The following is a 17,825-nucleotide window of genomic DNA, read 5'->3' as shown; positions in this document are numbered from 1 at the left end:
ACCCTAAATGTGTTAAATTAGCGCCCTAATTGTTCCTACTTCCCGAATGACTGTTCCCATATCAGGTAACCTAATGAACAACAACAAACGACCACTCTATATTCCTTACGCAGGCCCTGCACTGCTTAGTACACCATTGCTTAATAAAGGCAGTGCTTTCACCTCAGAAGAAAGAATGTCCTTCAACCTAGAAGGCCTACTTCCAGAAACCACTGAAACCATTCAAGAGCAAGTGGATCGTGCTTACAAGCAGTACACCAGCTTTGACAATGACATGGATAAGCACATTTACCTGCGTAACATCCAAGACACGAACGAAACCCTTTTTTATCGTTTAGTTCAAAATCACATTTCTGAGATGATGCCGATTATCTATACACCAACGGTTGGTGCAGCGTGTGAGAACTTCTCTAACATTTATCGCCGTGGTCGTGGTCTATTTATCTCGTATCCAAATCGTGATCGCATTGACGATCTGCTAAACAACGCTCGTAACCACAACGTAAAAGTTATCGTCGTGACTGATGGTGAGCGTATTCTTGGTCTAGGCGACCAAGGTATCGGTGGTATGGGTATTCCTATCGGTAAACTGGCTCTCTATACCGCTTGTGGTGGTATCAGCCCGGCTTACACACTACCTATCGTTCTTGATGTGGGCACCAACAACCCACAGCGTCTTGCTGACCCTATGTACATGGGCTGGCGTCACCCACGTATTACCGGTGATGAGTACCGTGCATTTGTTGAAGACTTTATCCAAGCTGTTCAGCGTCGCTGGCCTGATGCCCTCGTTCAGTTTGAAGACTTTGCACAGAAAAATGCGATGCCGCTTCTTGAGCGCTATAAAGACCGTATCTGCTGTTTTAACGATGATATTCAAGGTACGGCAGCCGTTACCGTTGGCTCGCTTCTAGCGGCATGTAAGGCAGCAGGCAACAAACTCTCTGAGCAGCGCATCACTTTCTTAGGCGCTGGTTCTGCTGGCTGTGGCATTGCAGAAGCTATCGTCGCACAAATGGTGTCTGAAGGTATCAGTGATGAACAGGCTCGCTCACAGGTCTTCATGGTAGACCGTTGGGGTCTGCTGCAAGAAGGCATGCCAAACCTACTCGACTTCCAGCAGCGTTTGGTGCAAAAGCACAGCCACACGCAAAACTGGGAATCAGATAACTCTGGCTTCTCACTGCATGATGTGATTAAGAACGCAAAGCCAACCGTTCTTATCGGCGTTTCTGGTGCACCTGGTCTGTTTAGCAAAGAGATCATCCAAGAGATGCACCAGCACTGCGAGCGTCCAATCGTGTTCCCACTTTCGAACCCAACAAGCCGTGTTGAAGCGACACCAAACGATATTCTGCGTTGGACTCAAGGCCAAGCGTTGGTGGCAACGGGTAGCCCGTTTGACCCAGTGGTTGTCGAGGGTAAAACCTACCCAATCGCGCAATGTAACAACAGCTACATTTTCCCAGGCATAGGTCTTGGCGTATTGGCCGCACAAGCGTCTCGCGTTACCGATGAGATGCTGATGGAATCAAGCCGTGCACTTGCTGAATGCTCGCCACTGGCACAAAAAGGCTCTGGTCAGCTATTGCCACCTCTAGAAGAGATCCATTTGGTATCAAAACGTATTGCTTACGCTGTTGCTAAGAAAGCGATTGAGCAAGGTGTCGCGAAAGAATGCACTGACGAGACACTACTCAAAGCCATTGAAGAGAACTTCTGGCAGCCTGTGTATCGCAAATATAAGCGCTCGGCGTTCTAACCGGAATCAATGTCACACAAAGGCTCTTGTTATCAAGAGCCTTTTTTTTGTCTAATGAAGCGCTTAGAACACGAAGAGGAACCCTAGTTATGTTTGATATGTTTGCGCCTGGCGGACAGTTTATTTCACCTTACCTTCTTGAAATCGCCACCGCTTTAGTCGCTTGCACGCTAGTCGTGCTCGGCGCCGACATTAATCGTTTGATGCGTAACGCATTACGTGATACTAATTTCGTAATTCGAACAGTCTGTTTTATACTTCTTAACGCATTTGGTTATGGATTGATCATCATTAAAGCCACGCCAGTGTTAAAGAATGCACTTAGTAACATCGACCCGGGTTTGATGTTTTCCATTGTGGTTTTAAGCTTTATAGGTATCGGCATTTGGGCTCAAAGGAATCGACAGATTTAGTGACCTTTAAATTTGATAAGGAAATGTGGCAACGTGGTGCGCTAGTTTCATTGTTGAAACGCAGTGCACGCCTACTCGTTGTCGCTTTGCTTGCTGTCGTTGTAGCTGTGGTCGCTATTGACCGCTGGATCAGTTGGCGAGCAAAAGACCAACTGCTTACCTCTATTTCTGAGATAGACAATGTTCAAGTAGCCGTGGTGCTAGGCACAAGCAAATATCTAGGCCGAACACTCAATGAGTACTATGCTCATCGCATTAATGCAGCTATCGAACTTTACGACGAAGGCAAGGTGTCGCACTTTCTGCTCAGCGGCGACAACGCCCACCGCTCCTACAACGAGCCATGGACAATGAAGCGGGATCTGCTCAGAGCAAATGTACCTGAGCCTGCGATTCATCTCGACTACGCCGGATTTCGCACTCTAGATTCTATCGTTCGTGCCAAAGAAATTTTCGATACAGATAACTTTTTGATCATCACGCAAAAGTTCCATTGTGAACGCGCTCTGTTTATCGCTCAGTATTATGACATTAATGCACAATGCCTAGCGGTCGCAGGCCCCGTCTCTAAGTCAGGGTATTCGGTAAGATTACGAGAAGTGTTTGCAAGGACTAAAGCGCTGCTCGACTTGTATGTCATGCACACTCAGCCGCGCTTTCTTGGCCCTAAAGAGCCGATTGTGACAGCACCAGAACCTGAAAGTACTCCGCTACAAGAATCCATTGAGCCAGACAAGATAGAGCCGCGAGATAACTTGGAACAATAGAGTTTCAATCATCTAAGATACTCTCGCTTACGGTAATGGCTCCGTAAGCGATTTATTGACTGTAACGCGAATCACCCTTGCAGTGACTGTCGCTGATGCCCCGCCATCGGATAGCACATGTAAAGTGAACTCAGGATTCAAATCACCTGAAGTGCCTTGTGCAGCAGCGCTGCCAGCAGAGGCCTCTGCACCAATGTCAAAATACCACTCACCATCCTTCCAATCAGCCACCAACTCTTGCGTATTCATAAGTATCAACACCTTATAAGAACGCGCACCCCAGCCAGCGCCAAAGTCGAGTCGCTGAACTGTAAAATAGATACGAGGTTCGTCGCCCTTTATCACTAATACACCTTCCCCACCGCCGACACCCACTACAGGTATTTTAGATACCTTCATGTTTGCTACGCCGTAGGCCAACGCTTCATCCATTTGTGTTTGTAGGTGTGGTTCTTGTTTTAGTAGTTCTGATATGGTGGTTTGAGCAACCGTATCAAGCTCATTTCGCTCAGCTATCTTTTGCTGCTCGCTTAAGGATGTGCATCCACTAACGATCACCAAAGCAGCTAAAAGCAATAAGCGTTGGAGTTTCATGTTATTTCCTCATCGTGTACTGATGAAAGTAGCGACTAAAAACGTCGATTCAATGCAGAAACAAACTGACGTTTCCTATCACTTTTCCAGCCGTATTCCATCATCAAAGACCAATCACGATTAAAGTTGTAATTCGCACCAACAAGGCCAGCCCACTTATCGGTATTACTTTGTTTCACCTTGTAGTCGATACCAACCCCATTAAAGGTGTAGGTGCCTGTCAGAGTTAGCGTGCTATCGAGATATGTTGCACCGGCATATACCGCCACAGATTGCGACCCCACAGTAGGGATCACTTTACCCACACGAGGTGAAACGTTGAGAATCAATCCTTCTGCGTCGTTTTTTCTCATATCGGCGTAGGTAAATGAAATTGGCAGAGTAACGAAATAGTCATTCCATCCCGTTGCCAAAACAGTTCCGAGAGTGTAGTTATTCCCTTCAAGTTGTGCTGGCGCGACAAACTCGGCTTCCGCATCCCTTAACAAGCATACTTTCGGTCTTTGTAGTGGCGGTAGGCTGCAGTTCGCTTCCATTTGATCAATAAGGTCGTTGCCACTGAACTTAATTCCTATATCAGCCGTGCCACTGATTTTCCCCACCGCACCAAATACATTCATAAATGGAAATAGCCAAGCATCGAGCTTAAGCTGAGGTGATTGAGTATTGTTGCTATTATTATCAAACGAAACAAACTCTATTGGGTACTTCTGAGAGCCATTAATGCCAACGTTGAGGTCAGTTATATCCATATACTGAAAAGTATCGGTGTAAATAATACTGATTCCGTAAGGTTTTGGGAGAGAATACCCTCTATCTATCACCTGTTGAGCATAAAACGGCAGCGCTCTATCCCACTTCTTTGCCCCCTTCGCTGGAGCATCGGTATTTAAGTCTCTATTGGCGATACCAATGTCCCCGACTCCCGTTTCTGTTAAATCATAGTTCACAGAACTTGATACCACTCGCACGCTGCCTATCGCTGACGCACCAGATGTTGTGATTAAATAGATGGGAACGTCATCATCACCCACTATCGTGGAACTGACATGAGTACTACTCTCTCCGAAGCTCACATCCGCACCTATAGAAAACCGCCACACACCGGCTCGATAAGATTCTAGCGACTGCTTATCATCGAAAATAAGTAAGGCTTCATTATTGCCCAGTGCTAAACCTGCACCAACATCGTAACGATCCACGTCAATATAGGTTACGCTACCATCGCGGTTATTGTAGATAGCCCCTATACCCGTCCCTCCTCCAACAACCGGTACTTTGACTCCCGACATGCTGATGGCGGCATAACCGTATGCGTTATTAACTAAAGTGGGAATTTCACTGTACTCATCACTCAATTTGCTAACAATTTGACCGGAAGTAGCATCTATCTCATCGCGAGCTGTTTGTCGCTCATTGGGGGGAATATTACCGCTGCATCCAAGTAACACCAGCATTGGTAAAGAGCCGAACCACCGTAGACGTGTCTGCATTACCTAGAACCTCATAATTATTATCATAGTGCTATCTAGATTTGGGCGGCACATCCTACTAGAACCCGGCCACTAGGAATACCGTAATTTTACTGTTGACAAGATGATCCCTAGTTTTGAAGCCTTAACTTGGCTGAAAATCAGAGTACTAATTTGACACGCCTATCGTAACCATATGCCATCACTGACAATTTTTCGCTTCTTCTCTGCAGATTATTCGTTATTTTTTTACCGGGCAGTGTGAGTAGTCCATGTTCAAGCACAATCAAACGCTAATATTAATCGCTCTAACACAATTTCGTCCCTGCCGTTTCGCCTCATAAAGCATATCATCGGCAAAGTTGATGGTCTCATAAACCTGATGGTTTTGACCCAGCGCCACTCCGATGCTGCAACTCATCTCGTCACCGTGCACCCATAAATGCGCGTGAACATAGTGACGTATCTGCTCTGCCATCTTCACCAGTTCGCGTTGTGATTTTTGCTGGCAAAATACCACAAACTCTTCGCCGCCCCAACGCACTACTTTGTCTTTGCTACCTACGAGATCAGAAAGCACCATCGCAAACTCGCGCAACACATCGTCGCCGATGCCATGACCGTAGGTGTCATTGATACGCTTAAAATGGTCGATATCGATAAACAGTACACCAATCGACGAGGCCTGAATTTGAAGCTGCTGCCTTTCCAGCCAAGCACGAACGGCATGACGATTACGAATCCCCGTCAACTCATCACGGTGCGCTAACTCAGAAAACTTAATGTTCTCGCTTTCTAAGCGTTGATTAACTTGGGACAAGTAACTGGCTCTGCGTTTCTCGCGCTCCATATCAAGCTGATAGTTTCGCAGTTCCCACAGTAACGCAAACACAGCAACAATAACCCAAACCACCAGCATTAAAAGAAACAGTGTCTCACCAGACATATAGCGGCCGACCAACGTAATACTATGAATTTTGATCGAGTGTTCACCTAGCGCGGAGTTTGACCCAGTGGCCAGTTCAAACTTGTTGATATTAGTAAACTCAGGCGCCGCGTGCGCAATAGGAATTTTATTGTCCACCACCCACCAAGTCATGACTTGGAAATTACGCATCGGAATGATGATTTTCCCTGCATCAGCTTGTAACGTGACGCCGTTATATTTGTGGGTGTACTCATCTTGTGTGTTGGAGTAGATAGGATTGTAATTACGAAAGTAGATTCGAAGAGAACGATCATCATTCGGAGGAATATCGTAATCGATATCAAGTTCAAGCGTGTGATAATCAGAAAGATCTAACCCAAGTTGTGGATCTGAATAAAAGTGCACAGAGACGCCACAATAAGGCCAAGCGTAATCGCTTGTCTTCAGTCTGCAATCGAGCTGAACACCTTGATCCATTTTCTTAAGCGAAGAGAGACTAGCGCCACCTTGGAACTGATCATTAGTTGCAAAAAAACCAAATTTGTCACTCGATACCACAAGCCGTTTTTGGTCGCCCCAAAGTCGATAGCTGCTGATCACTACTAAGGTCACGAGGATAAGTGACAACAATAACTTTACCGAAAACTTCATAAAAACGACTCAACAACACCACTAGTCTTTGACAATACCATCAACAAAACTAGCTTGGCGCTTGAATATTAGCAATAGGTAAATTTGGATTGTATGACGTCCCTCGCCCGCTGAAAATGGGAGCGTTGACTTTTGGGGTGGGTTTATAAAAAAGCGAGAGCTAAAAAATAGCCCTCGCTTGAGTGAAACACGAAATATATGGTCTATTGTGTCGATGTCATTTCTCTACAAATGATTAACTAGTGATGAATTCGTCATAATAAGATACAAGACTTATAGAGTCATCATCCCCTATCTTTATCAACTCAACACCTACGACTGTATCGGTGCCCTCATTCGTCTCAATAGTATAAACATCATCGGCCTTAGTTATTTTAGTGATGCTCGCGTCATTATAAATTACGGTATCTTCCCCCTCGCCGCCATCAATGATGTCGTTCCCTCCGCCACCAACTAGAAGATCGTTTCCAGCGCCACCATTGAGTATGTCATTTCCAGTTCCGCCATTTACACCAGTGTCACCAAATAGTACGTCGCTACCCGATCCACCAGTAAGTATGTCATGGCCACCATCGCCAACTAACAAAGTATCAACCTGATCCTCTGCTGTCATTTTGTTCACATTGCCTGGGTGTCCGTCTTGAGCATTATGACCAGTAATCAATGTGTAAGTCCCTTCCGAAAATGAAACTTTTTCTACCGAACTATCTATCAGCTGATCAGTTCCATCTCGATTGGAGATTGAATCCTTGATATAATTTTTATCCACCCTGTACTCTAGGATTGAGCCACTAAATACTGCCGTATCTTCACCTATACCGCCGTCTAGTATGTCATTTCCTCCACCACCAACTAGAAGATCGTTTCCAGCGCCACCATTGAGAGTGTCATTTCCAGAACCTCCATTTACACCAGTGTCACCAAATAGTACGTCGCTACCCGATCCACCAGTAAGTATGTCATGGCCACCATCGCCGACTAACAAAGTATCAACCTGATCCTCTGCAGTCATTTTGTTCACATTGCCTGGGTGTCCGTCTTGAGCATTATGACCAGTAATCAATGTGTAAGTCCCTTCCGAAAATGAAACTTTTTCTACCGAACTATCTATCAGCTGATCAGTTCCATCTCGATCGGAGATTAAATCCCTGATGAAATTTTTATCCACTCTGTACTCTAGGATTGAGCCACTAAATACCGCGGTATCTTCACCTAAGCCGCCATCTAGTATGTCGTTTCCAGCCCCACCAATAAGGATGTCGTTACCATCACCGCCGCTTAATTCGTCACCACTACCCTTATAATGAAAGTGGGTACCATTGTCACCGATCAAAACATCGGCACCATCCCCGCCAATCAATTTGTCAACACCATGCATACCAACCATCAACGTGCCATCATTTGATATTGCTGTCATGTTATCACCAGCATTGTGACCACGTTGCCATGTATAAATGTCATCTCCGAACTGAATCTTCTGTCCGTTCTCAATGTAGACTTTCGATTCACCATCTCGACCATCGACTGAATCTACAACCCTGATATATCCATAAGTTTGAAAGCTGTAGTCAGCAGCTGAACCTTCAAAGACAGGGATGTCGCCGGTCAGCACCCCAACAATATTGTCTATCATCAAAGCATCAGCTTTATCAGTTGGGTCTAGTGCAGTTTTATCACCCATAATGCTTTTGATTAGTGCATTATCACCAAGACCTTCCAAGTTGATCGTTGTACCTTTGTTGCCTTCAAAAAAGGTAAGAACCAAGGTACCATTACTATCAAGGCTAATGGTTAGCTTTTCGCCCAATGCTTTTTCAACGAACGTATTTGCATTCTCAAAGCCAAAAGTCTCTTCACTTTCACCCTCGGCTTGTTGAAGGTTTAACTCACCCCCAAAAAACTTGGTATTCAAGCCTTCTAGCTTTCCGTCAAGCTTTTCGTCAACCCTACCCTCATGTTTATCATTTCGCGCTAAGTCGTTGGAAAGAACAAAGTGTTTGCGATCCACTAAAAACTGCAAACTATCAGTACCAACCTCAAAATCCTTGATGGTGTTCACACCACCATGAGTAATGCGCATAGCAAAGGTATCTTCTCCTTCTCCACCAGTAAGCTCATCGTTACCCACACCGCCAAATAGGATATCGTCACCCGCACCTCCATTCAGTTCATCATTACCCTGGTTTCCTTCGATCACATCGTTACCTGCACCGCCAGTAATCGTGTCTGCACCTTTTTGACCTCTCACATATACACTATCGTTGCCTGTATACGTCTCTATTTGTTCACCATCGCCTAATTTTATGACATCCATAATATTGTCCTTTTCCAACGTTGCTCTATATCTCTCTCATCCCCTTCTCCATGCTTTGAATCAATGGAGAGAGGAGATAATCGAGAACTGTGCGTTCCTCTAGTACAATTTGCGCTTCTACCGGCATACCCGGTTTAAGATCTAAGCCAAGATCGAGAAGCTCCGTTGCATCGAGGGCTATCTTTCCTTGATAGAAATGACCACCTAGCCGCTCATCGACGATGCTGTCCGCAGAGAGGTGTATGAGCTCACCTGAGACCGCTGGGACTTGTCGAAAGCTGTATGACGTTAATCGGATATTGGCCGATAACCCTTCATACACCGATTCGATATCTTTGGGTTGAATGTTGACGCTCGCCACCACGCGCGTGTTGTTGGGCACAATTTCTAGAATTGTGTTAGCAGGGGCGATGACGCCGCCTTGAGTGTGAATGGTTAAGTTGATCACTTCACCGCTCACTGGTGCCCGAACTTCAATACGGTCATTCAACGTGTTGGAGGCTTTAAGCTGCTTTAGTACTGACTGCTCTTCTGCAACCAACTCCTGCTTTTTTTGCTGCGCCGTGCGTCTAAAATCGATTTTCATTGCATCAAGCTCTGAGCCTAATTCAGTGATTTTACTTTGCGCGTGCTTAATGCGAGTGCGATGTTCGGCAATGCGCGCTTTTAAGCTTGAGTGCTCACGCTTTAGCTCTAAAAACGCCACTTTAGATACGTAGCCCTTCTCAAGCAGTGCCGAGTTTGCTTCAATCTCTTCGTTCAATAATGTCAGTGATTGCTTGTCGCTGGATAGCCAAGCTTTGTAGCTGTCGCTATCGTTTTCTGACTGGGTGATTTGTTGATAAATAGACGCAATTTGCTCTTTCAAAATCATTCGGTTTTGACTTAACAATGACTCTTGATCGCGCTGAATTTGAGCCTGAATCGGCGTTAAGCTTTGATTGCTACTCCAGCTGATGGGCTCACCAGAAAGCTCGGCTTCGACTCTCGCGAGTCTGGCTTGAACAATAAACTTGCGCTGATTCAACTGCTCCATTTGACTGACCAATAACGGATCAGACAGCACCAACAATAAGTCGCCCTTTTCAACACTCTGCCCCTCTTTGACAAGTAGCGTTTCCACCACGCCACCGGTGTGGTGCTGGACTTCTTGGTTTTCCAATTCGGTCACGAGTTTCCCTGGAGCAAGGGAGGCCGAGCTAAGTGGGGCTTGGTAACTCCAATAGCCACTTCCTACCACACAAACGAGCAGCACAGCCCAACCGAAAAGAACAAAGCCTCTGAGCGATAAGTTAAACGTGCGCGACGATTCGGTATGTTTCAGTATCATGAGACACTCCCCATTTGGGTAGATTTCGCAGGCAAATTCAGCACCTCCTGTGTTTTACCGTACTGCTGGAGTTGGTTCCCTCCCAAAACCATACAAAGGCTGGAGTGCTGAATCACAGACATACGGTGAGAGATCACGATCGTGGTGATCCTTTGAAGACGTGTATGGGCGAGCAGAGCCACTAATGCGGCTTGGCCGCTGTGATCTAAATTAGTATCCGGTTCATCAAGGATGAGCAAAGATGGCTTGGTATAGAGCGCACGAGCGAGAGCAATACGTTGCTGCTGTCCACCCGATAGCTGCACCCCTAAACTGCCCACCAAGGTTTGGTAGCCATTAGGGAGAGAGAGAATCATTTCGTGTACGCTGGCTAGCTTTGCCGCATCCACAATGTCCTTTGCCTCTGCATTCACATCAAATCGACTGATGTTTTGCGCGATTGTCCCTGAAAGCAATTGACTATTTTGAGAGACATAACCGATTTGCCACCCAAGCTCTGATACATCCCGTTGATTGAGCGTCGCGCCATCAATCCTGACATCACCATTAACAGGTTTCACAATCCCCAAAATGGCTTTGGCCAACGTCGACTTACCGACACCACTGCCACCGACAATCGCCACACACTCACCTTCAGGTATGGTGAATGTCAGATTTTCAAGTAGTGGCTTTTCTGTGCCTTGATGACCGAGCTCGACCTTTTCAAACTGAATTTTCCCTTTGATTTTAGGCAGTTCTACGAGATCTTCGCTTTGTTCAAGGAACGCTTTGCGAAGTCGTTTATGGGCTTTCCATCCCTCGAGCCAGCCCTGCCAGTTATGTATCGCTTGCTCTACGGGCGCCAGCACGCGACTCATAATCATTGAAGCGGCAATTAACACGCCCGCCCCGACTTCATTATCTAAGACCAGCACTACAGACAAACAAAGAACGCCAATTTGAAGCAGCATACGAATGTACTTTGCCAGTGCAAGGATCCCTCTCGATACTCTGTCTGCGTTCGCTTTGTCCACGGTAGGGTTAATGGACTCTTTTTGCCACTTGGCGATAAGGTTACTGTTCATTCCCAATGCTTGAACAATTTCTGCGTTCTTAAGCCAATCCGACGTCAAAGAATTAAAGGTAGAACCATGCTGACTTAAGTGGCGCTGTAAACGCTTAGTGATGATGATACTGGCAATTGAGATAGCGAATAAAACGCCAGCACCAGCTAGGGCAAAATGGCCTAAAAGTGGATGCATTAAATACATCACCGCAAGAAAAATAGGGGCAAAGGGTGCGTCAAATAATGCAAAGATACCGGGAGATGTAATGGTGTCTTTCACCTTCACCAAATCGCTCAAGGGCTGGCTATGGACTCCATTTGAACTCTGTGACTGCAACATTGATAGGCTAAACGCAAAATCGGAAGATTGCTGATTAACGCGATAACCGTAACGCAGCATTATTTGGCCTCTAATCCAGTCTAACATTGCTTGCATTGACAACAGAAACAAAGCAAATATCGCTAGCATAAGCAATGTTTCTCGACTTTCAGAAGATAATACTCTGTCAAAAACTTGCATTGAGAACAGAGGAATAACTAGAAAAAGTACATTTACAACGAGTGACATTATGATAATAAACATAACGACTCGTTTATTTACATCTGAGTATCCTGATGTTTTTATTTTATCTTTAGTAAACATAGAGAACCCTAGCCGGTAAAAATACAAACCACACACATACAAAAAGAAGATTTATAAATTACCAGTTAATATTAGTCACTAATGCTTACGAATTATTTTATATATGTACCACCCGGCCACATACATCATACCGATTCCAACTTTCGAGACAGGTTGCACACCTATTGCATATTTTAAGAGATTCATGCCACACAAATGCCGTGGTTTGTGATGTAAATCCCATTAATGACAAGTATATTAACAAACCATAGTTTATTTTTTCTTTAGTACTTTCGGCTAAAGTTACATTGGTCTAAAAACTATATGGAATCTGTTGTTTTGCTGTAGGTACTCAATGAAAACCTTATTAGTTGCACTATTGTTGTGCATATCAATAACCATTTCACCAAATGTATATTCAAAAAACACATTGAAAGTTTTATCATGGCACGGATATACAGACCAGAATGTGGTAACTGCGTTTAAAACAAAACATCGTATTGATGTGGAAATTACTTACATAAATAATGACCGAGAATTGCGCAATCATATCGAAGATTCAAATAAACAATATGATGTAGTAGCCCTAAACTCAGCAGAATTAAGACGCTACATAAAACTGTTGAAAGTAGACCCCATAAATACCAGTAAGATAAGCAACCTAAAGTGGCTCAGTGACCAGTTCACGCCTCTCTCAAGTAACCCAGAAACTTCATACAGCAGCGATGTTTACGGCATTCCCTATACTTTCTCTTCTATGGGCTTAATTTATAGTAAAGATCGCGTTGACCAGCCACCAAGAACCTGGCGCGCTCTATGGTCTCAGATATATCAGAATAAAGTCCTGGGATATGATGGTGGTACGCATAATGTCAGTCTCGCTGCTATCGCCCTTGGGTTGCCAGATCCTTTTCAGATCCCAAGTCAACATGACAAACAAATTGCCGAACAATTGATAACGCTTCGAGAAAATGCACTGACCTTCTACGACTCAGTCAATGAAGCAACGGAGCTTTTCAACAAGTTTGAGCTATCACTTATGTTTGCCAATTATGGGCACCAGCAACTCAATGCGTTACGTAAAAGTGGGGCGAATGTCGGCTACATTATTCCCGATGAGGGGGCTCTTGCATGGGTAGATTGTTGGGCAATTCTCGCCGACTCTGCTCACACTGACCTTGCTCACCTTTGGATAGACTTTCTCTTGGAGCCCTGGGTTCAGCGTAGTTTGATTGATCGGCACGGTCTGCAAAGCTCCTTGGGGCAATTCTCTCAACAAACAAGCCAGGAGAAGCTCATATGGCTGTCACCTGTAGAATCAGGAAGTAAGCGCGAAGCTATGTGGAATGCAGTCTATAGCGGAAAGTCCCTTTCTACAGTGCTAAAACATATAGAGAGGTTCACTCCATGAGACTCTCCACGAAAATAAGTTTCGCTTTAACCGGTTCTCTGTTGGTATTTTTCTTTGCCATAGCCTGGCTTAGCTATCAAGGCTCACAAACATTACTCATCAAAAATATTGAAGAGAGGATGGCACAAAGTACCAACATTGCGTATCGCTCTTTGCAAGAAAAACTGAAAGACATAGAGCGCGCCAACGAAACGCTCGTTTCTCTCGTTCGAGAACAAGTAAAAACCAATTCCGGCGCTGCACAACTCGCCACTACGGTGCACCCTTTTCTCAATCACAACCCAAGTTTTTCCAGTATTTCGATCGTTAGCCGCATGCCTATCGCTAAAGAACTGGTTCGCGTTGAACGAGACAATACGGGAAACGTTGTGCGGGTAAACAGCAGTCAGCTTAACTCTCTATCGCACATACCGGTGTTTATCGAGGCCACTGCAGCAGCTAAAGGGTCGGTCTATGTGTCGTCAGTTACCACTCACTACGATCGAATTTCCTACCCAGATCCTAAACCATTCATTTTCATTGTTTATCCGTTGATGAAAAACAACGACCAAGGCCTGTCACTTCTCATTGCCATCGATATAGAGAGGCTACTTAAAGGTGCCACACAACTACTTTCCAACCCTACCATGCTGACCATTGCCAATACCGATGGTAGCTACTTGTTGCACCCTAACAGTGAAAAGCAATTTGCTTTTGTAAAAGGGAAAATCGAAAAGCTGCAAATCGATCACCCTGAAGCCAAACCGACTATCGAACAGAATCAAGCCACCTTTTTTGAAATAGATAATGACGCAGATAGCGAGCGACTTCAGTACGCATACTTCTTGCCTGCAATATTTAAGATTCACAACACGTCAACTGAATACATTCTCGGACTACAACAAATAGACACTATTGGTGGAATGTGGATGGACAAAACGGCAAAAGCACTGGGACTCTCCTCCTTATCCTTAATCGCTATTGTCAGTATCCTCTCCTTCTCTCTGTTTCGCTTTATCACTATTCCATTAACTAACATAGCTCAGTTTGCAAAGCGTATTACCCTCGAAAAAAGCACACCATATAAATACGATGCTCAGGATGAAATTGGCGATTTAGCACGCGCTCTCAATTACCTACAAAGTAACTTGAACGCCCACTATGTGAAGTTGAAGAATTCCGAACAGAAGTTTCAAGAAATGGCTCGTCTTGATGACCTAACCAACCTTCCCAACAGGAAAGATTTTTATGAAAAACTTGAAAGTGAAGTCAAGCACCATCGAGTAAATCAACTTCACTTCGCTGTGCTGTTTATCGACATCAACAACTTCAAGCAGTTAAATGACAGCGAAGGGCATGATGTGGGGGACATATTCCTCAAAGGGGTTGCACAGCTACTTTCTAAAAACCTACGTTCAAGTGATCTTGTTTGTCGCTATGGGGGAGATGAATTCATCGTCGTACTATCCAACCTTAAACAGTTGGACGTGATTCACTCTATTTGCAGTAAACTCCATCAATCTACTCATAGTCTAGTGCGGTCGGAAAAGCTCTCTAATTATGACCTGTCATTAAGTATTGGTGTCGCTGTGTACCCAGAATCTTCCACTAACGCTAAGGAGCTTATCAAGGTTGCCGACCAAGCGATGTACTGCGCAAAAGACAAAGGACACGCTACCACCTACTGGCACACACCATTTTGTTAATGTTTACAAAGACCCACAGACTCTCTTTTGTTAAACTGACCGAAACAACGAAAAGAGTAATGTCATGTCACTATTAGCCTCGGGAACGCTATCAAAAATGCGCGCTTCCCTCGACTCAACGGTTCAGTACCGCCTTCCGGTTGGCGATGAAGAAATCGCACTGACGCCTCTGATGGGAAAATCTATTACCCTAACCCATACGGGCAACATCTTTTGTTCATCTTGTGGCAAGAAGACCAAAAAAAGCTATTCGCAAGGTCATTGCTTTGTGTGTATGAAAAAGCTTGCCAGCTGCGACATGTGTATCATGAAACCAGAAACCTGCCATTACGATGCGGGGACATGTCGCGAGCCTGAGTGGGGTGAAGCGAACTGTATGGTTGACCACTTTGTTTACCTATCCAACACATCGAGCCTCAAAGTGGGTATTACCCGTCATACGCAAATCCCAACACGCTGGATTGACCAAGGTGCTACCCAAGGTTTACCTATTCTCAAAGTAAAAACGCGCCACATCTCTGGATTGATTGAAGTTGAACTGGCTAAACACATCGCAGATAAAACCAACTGGCGTACGCTGCTGAAACAAGATGGAGAGCCTATTGATCTAGTTGAGCGTGCTCAGCAACTACTGCCATTGGTAGCGGATAAGATTGACGAAATTCGCGCTCAATATGGTGATGATGCTATCGAAATCCTTGACGAAGCTATCACGCCACTGAGCTACCAAGTTGAGCAACATCCAACGAAAATCACTTCACATAACTTTGATAAAGAGCCAGTTGTCAGCGGCGTTCTTCAAGGCATTAAAGGTCAGTATCTCATTCTAGATACTGGTGTGATTAACATTCGCAAGTTCACTTCTTATGAAGTAGAAGTGAACACCGACGCCTAACAGCCTTGCTCAAATCAAACAGCCCGCATTTAGCGGGCTGTTTTTCTAGAGGTATTTATAGACTTTCAAGTGCATCAAAGAAGTGATCGACTTCTTCTAAGGTGTTGTAGTGCATAAAGCCGACTCTCAACACACCCCCTTTATCTTCTAGATCTAATTGTCTAACAAGGCCTAGGGCATAAAAGTGACCATTCCAGACGCAGATATTCTGTTCACCAAGCGCTCTCGCAAGTTGCTCTGGCGTATATTTGTCGGAACGCAATGCAAAAGTTGGCGTTCTCACTGCATGGCTGATATCTTGACTGCCATAGAGAGTAAGACCTTTGGCTTGAGACAACCGCTTTAAAAAATAGCGGCTCAATAGCTCCTCATGCTTACCAAGGGATTCAAACGCATCCATTAACTGCTCACGAAGTGATGCTCCCTCGCCCCAAGATGCCAAATAATCAACTGCAGCTATAAAGCCTGCTAGCGCTTCAAAACTCTGCGTACCCGTTTCAAACCTTCCGGGACCGATATCTGTTGCCGGTTCAACTTTATAAGGTCTCAGCGTCTGCAGCCAATCAGAGCTGATGTAAGCCACTCCCAAATGTGGACCAAAGAATTTGTAAGCTGAGCAAGCCAAAAAGTCACAGCCTAACGCTTGTACATCAATAAGGCTGTGAGGCGCGTAATGCACAGCATCTACATAAACCGCCGCATCGTATTGCTTCGCCAACTCAACAATGCGCTTGATATCGGTAATCGTACCTGTTGTGTTTGAGGCATAGGTTACAGCTACCAACTTGGTTTTATCTGATAGCAAAGATTCAAAGTGCTCTAAATCGACCGAGCAATCCTGAGTATTTACCTTTACTTGCTTAACAACGGCGCCTCGATCTTCCGCAGCTTGCTGCCAGCTGGACACATTAGAATAATGATCGAGCGCCGTCACAATCACTTCATCACCCTGCTGCCAATCTCTGGCAATCGCACGACTCAATTGAAATGTCAGCGATGTCATATTGGCGCCAAATACAATATTGTCGGCACTTGGCGCGTTTAAAAGATCACGGCCACAATCTCTGGCAAGCCCCACCAACTCCACAGTGCGCTGGCTAGAAAAATAGTGACCACCTAGATTAGAGTTGTAAGCACCGAGATACTCATTCATCGCACTCAACACACTCTGAGGGACTTGCGATCCGCCTGGGCCATCCAAAAAGACCACTGGTTTATCATTGTGTGTTTGATTTAGAGCCGTGAATTGACGGCGCGCTTCATCAGGAGTGAAGTGCATGTTTTGCTCCCTTTGCAGTCAATACAAACACATCCATGTAACCTTCGCTTTGCTCATCGACACAGCGAATAGGTTTGGCGTTATGCCACAAACGTGCATCGTCTAGAATAGCCACTTCACCATCAACGAGTATTTTCTTGAAAAACGGCGCTTCATCATGGTTGTTATAGAGCATGATTTCACCACCACTGATGTTCTGACGACCTACCCCGACAAGAGCAATATGGTCAAACCCATCTTGGTGCACGCCTTCCGGTGCGACTTCGGTTTCATCATAAAGCGCCGCGATACGGATCTGGTGAATCTCAATCTCTTGTCCATTAGGCAAGCTATTCGTCGCCGCAAAAAGAGACACTAGCTCGCCCATCGCATCACTTTGTAACGTCGATTCAAGAACAGGTTCAAACTGCCTCACTACATCACCTTGAAAGTGATTGTAGTGCTCTGACTGTACAAAGCTGCTCAATCCCGTATCGACAATCTTGCCATCAAGGTGCTGTATAACCGAATAGCGGCGTAAACGGTATTGTCCGTCCGCATGTTGAGTATTAGGTAGAGTTGAAAATGTTGGTGCAAGCTGCTCAATAGCGCGGCCACTGAGACTAGTAAGATGTAAGGTACTTTCACTGGTGTGTAGCATCATTAACTCCTTTCCTT

At 45.1% G+C, this 17,825-nt stretch carries 14 protein-coding genes; 6 read left to right on the top strand and 8 right to left on the bottom strand.

Annotation, left to right across the window (positions count from 1 at the left end; all coding sequences use genetic code 11):
* Positions 1-73: 73 nt before the first annotated feature.
* The 3 genes from L4C42_RS02240 (at position 74) to L4C42_RS02230 (ending at position 2,942) form a co-directional block, all read left to right on the top strand.
* Positions 74-1,762, top strand: a complete 1,689-nt coding sequence (locus tag L4C42_RS02240) for an NAD-dependent malic enzyme (RefSeq protein ID WP_353498616.1) — start codon at positions 74-76, stop codon at positions 1,760-1,762.
* Between the two features lie 89 nt (positions 1,763-1,851).
* Positions 1,852-2,175, top strand: coding sequence for a DUF3392 domain-containing protein (locus L4C42_RS02235; protein WP_353498615.1), 324 nt, complete (start codon positions 1,852-1,854; stop codon positions 2,173-2,175).
* 23 nt (positions 2,176-2,198) lie between these two features.
* Positions 2,199-2,942, top strand: a complete 744-nt coding sequence (locus L4C42_RS02230) for a SanA/YdcF family protein (protein ID WP_429759291.1) — start codon at positions 2,199-2,201, stop codon at positions 2,940-2,942.
* Between the two features lie 27 nt (positions 2,943-2,969).
* On the opposite strand, the gene L4C42_RS02225 is transcribed toward L4C42_RS02230, so the two are convergent.
* The 6 genes from L4C42_RS02225 to L4C42_RS02200 all read right to left on the bottom strand — a co-directional run bounded on the left by L4C42_RS02225 (position 2,970) and on the right by L4C42_RS02200 (position 11,919).
* Complete coding sequence (locus L4C42_RS02225) at positions 2,970-3,536, bottom strand: hypothetical protein (protein ID WP_429759147.1); 567 nt, start codon at positions 3,534-3,536, stop codon at positions 2,970-2,972.
* A gap of 35 nt (positions 3,537-3,571) precedes the next feature.
* Positions 3,572-5,029 (bottom strand): lipid-binding SYLF domain-containing protein, encoded by a 1,458-nt coding sequence (locus L4C42_RS02220; protein WP_353498613.1) that lies wholly within the window; start codon positions 5,027-5,029, stop codon positions 3,572-3,574.
* 265 nt (positions 5,030-5,294) lie between these two features.
* Positions 5,295-6,587: a GGDEF domain-containing protein gene (locus L4C42_RS02215; protein WP_429759145.1), complete on the bottom strand. Its 1,293-nt coding sequence runs from the start codon at positions 6,585-6,587 to the stop codon at positions 5,295-5,297.
* Positions 6,588-6,822: 235 nt separating this feature from the next.
* A complete protein-coding gene (locus L4C42_RS02210) occupies positions 6,823-8,919 on the bottom strand; it encodes a calcium-binding protein (RefSeq protein ID WP_353498611.1) in 2,097 nt (698 codons plus the stop codon).
* Between the two features lie 7 nt (positions 8,920-8,926).
* The gene (locus tag L4C42_RS02205) at positions 8,927-10,231 is read right to left on the bottom strand and encodes an HlyD family type I secretion periplasmic adaptor subunit (protein ID WP_353498610.1); all 1,305 of its coding nucleotides are present in this window, start codon (positions 10,229-10,231) and stop codon (positions 8,927-8,929) included.
* A complete protein-coding gene (locus L4C42_RS02200; RefSeq protein WP_353498609.1) occupies positions 10,228-11,919 on the bottom strand; it encodes a type I secretion system permease/ATPase in 1,692 nt (563 codons plus the stop codon). Before L4C42_RS02200 ends, L4C42_RS02205 begins: the two co-directional genes overlap by 4 nt.
* A gap of 334 nt (positions 11,920-12,253) precedes the next feature.
* On the opposite strand from L4C42_RS02200, the gene L4C42_RS02195 reads away from it, so the two are divergent.
* The 3 genes from L4C42_RS02195 to L4C42_RS02185 all read left to right on the top strand — a co-directional run bounded on the left by L4C42_RS02195 (position 12,254) and on the right by L4C42_RS02185 (position 15,889).
* Entirely contained in the window at positions 12,254-13,309 is a 1,056-nt protein-coding gene (locus L4C42_RS02195; protein ID WP_353498608.1) for an extracellular solute-binding protein, read from the top strand.
* 119 nt (positions 13,310-13,428) lie between these two features.
* Positions 13,429-14,994, top strand: a complete 1,566-nt coding sequence (locus tag L4C42_RS02190) for a diguanylate cyclase domain-containing protein (RefSeq protein WP_353498607.1) — start codon at positions 13,429-13,431, stop codon at positions 14,992-14,994.
* A gap of 64 nt (positions 14,995-15,058) precedes the next feature.
* A complete protein-coding gene (locus tag L4C42_RS02185; RefSeq protein WP_353498606.1) occupies positions 15,059-15,889 on the top strand; it encodes a DUF2797 domain-containing protein in 831 nt (276 codons plus the stop codon).
* 55 nt (positions 15,890-15,944) lie between these two features.
* Here L4C42_RS02185 and L4C42_RS02180 read toward each other — a convergent pair whose 3' ends face one another.
* Both L4C42_RS02180 and L4C42_RS02175 read right to left on the bottom strand, forming a co-directional pair.
* Entirely contained in the window at positions 15,945-17,168 is a 1,224-nt protein-coding gene (locus tag L4C42_RS02180) for a cysteine desulfurase-like protein (protein WP_429759141.1), read from the bottom strand.
* Positions 17,152-17,808: a 2OG-Fe dioxygenase family protein gene (locus tag L4C42_RS02175; protein ID WP_429759139.1), complete on the bottom strand. Its 657-nt coding sequence runs from the start codon at positions 17,806-17,808 to the stop codon at positions 17,152-17,154. Before L4C42_RS02175 ends, L4C42_RS02180 begins: the two co-directional genes overlap by 17 nt.
* Positions 17,809-17,825 lie beyond the last annotated feature (17 nt).

Source organism: Vibrio wakamikoensis, from assembly GCF_050337275.1.
Lineage (GTDB): Bacteria > Pseudomonadota > Gammaproteobacteria > Enterobacterales > Vibrionaceae > Vibrio > Vibrio chaetopteri.
This window is presented reverse-complemented; position numbering and strand designations above follow the sequence as displayed.

Coding starts and splice junctions, on each gene's coding strand:
- L4C42_RS02240 (WP_353498616.1), top strand. CDS start 74: ATGAACAACAACAAACGACCACTCTATATTCCTTACGCAGGCCCTGCA.
- L4C42_RS02235 (WP_353498615.1), top strand. CDS start 1,852: ATGTTTGATATGTTTGCGCCTGGCGGACAGTTTATTTCACCTTACCTT.
- L4C42_RS02230 (WP_429759291.1), top strand. CDS start 2,199: ATGTGGCAACGTGGTGCGCTAGTTTCATTGTTGAAACGCAGTGCACGC.
- L4C42_RS02225 (WP_429759147.1), bottom strand. CDS start 3,536: ATGAAACTCCAACGCTTATTGCTTTTAGCTGCTTTGGTGATCGTTAGT.
- L4C42_RS02220 (WP_353498613.1), bottom strand. CDS start 5,029: ATGCAGACACGTCTACGGTGGTTCGGCTCTTTACCAATGCTGGTGTTA.
- L4C42_RS02215 (WP_429759145.1), bottom strand. CDS start 6,587: ATGAAGTTTTCGGTAAAGTTATTGTTGTCACTTATCCTCGTGACCTTA.
- L4C42_RS02205 (WP_353498610.1), bottom strand. CDS start 10,231: ATGATACTGAAACATACCGAATCGTCGCGCACGTTTAACTTATCGCTC.
- L4C42_RS02200 (WP_353498609.1), bottom strand. CDS start 11,919: ATGTTTACTAAAGATAAAATAAAAACATCAGGATACTCAGATGTAAAT.
- L4C42_RS02195 (WP_353498608.1), top strand. CDS start 12,254: ATGAAAACCTTATTAGTTGCACTATTGTTGTGCATATCAATAACCATT.
- L4C42_RS02190 (WP_353498607.1), top strand. CDS start 13,429: ATGGCACAAAGTACCAACATTGCGTATCGCTCTTTGCAAGAAAAACTG.
- L4C42_RS02185 (WP_353498606.1), top strand. CDS start 15,059: ATGTCACTATTAGCCTCGGGAACGCTATCAAAAATGCGCGCTTCCCTC.
- L4C42_RS02180 (WP_429759141.1), bottom strand. CDS start 17,168: ATGCACTTCACTCCTGATGAAGCGCGCCGTCAATTCACGGCTCTAAAT.
- L4C42_RS02175 (WP_429759139.1), bottom strand. CDS start 17,808: ATGCTACACACCAGTGAAAGTACCTTACATCTTACTAGTCTCAGTGGC.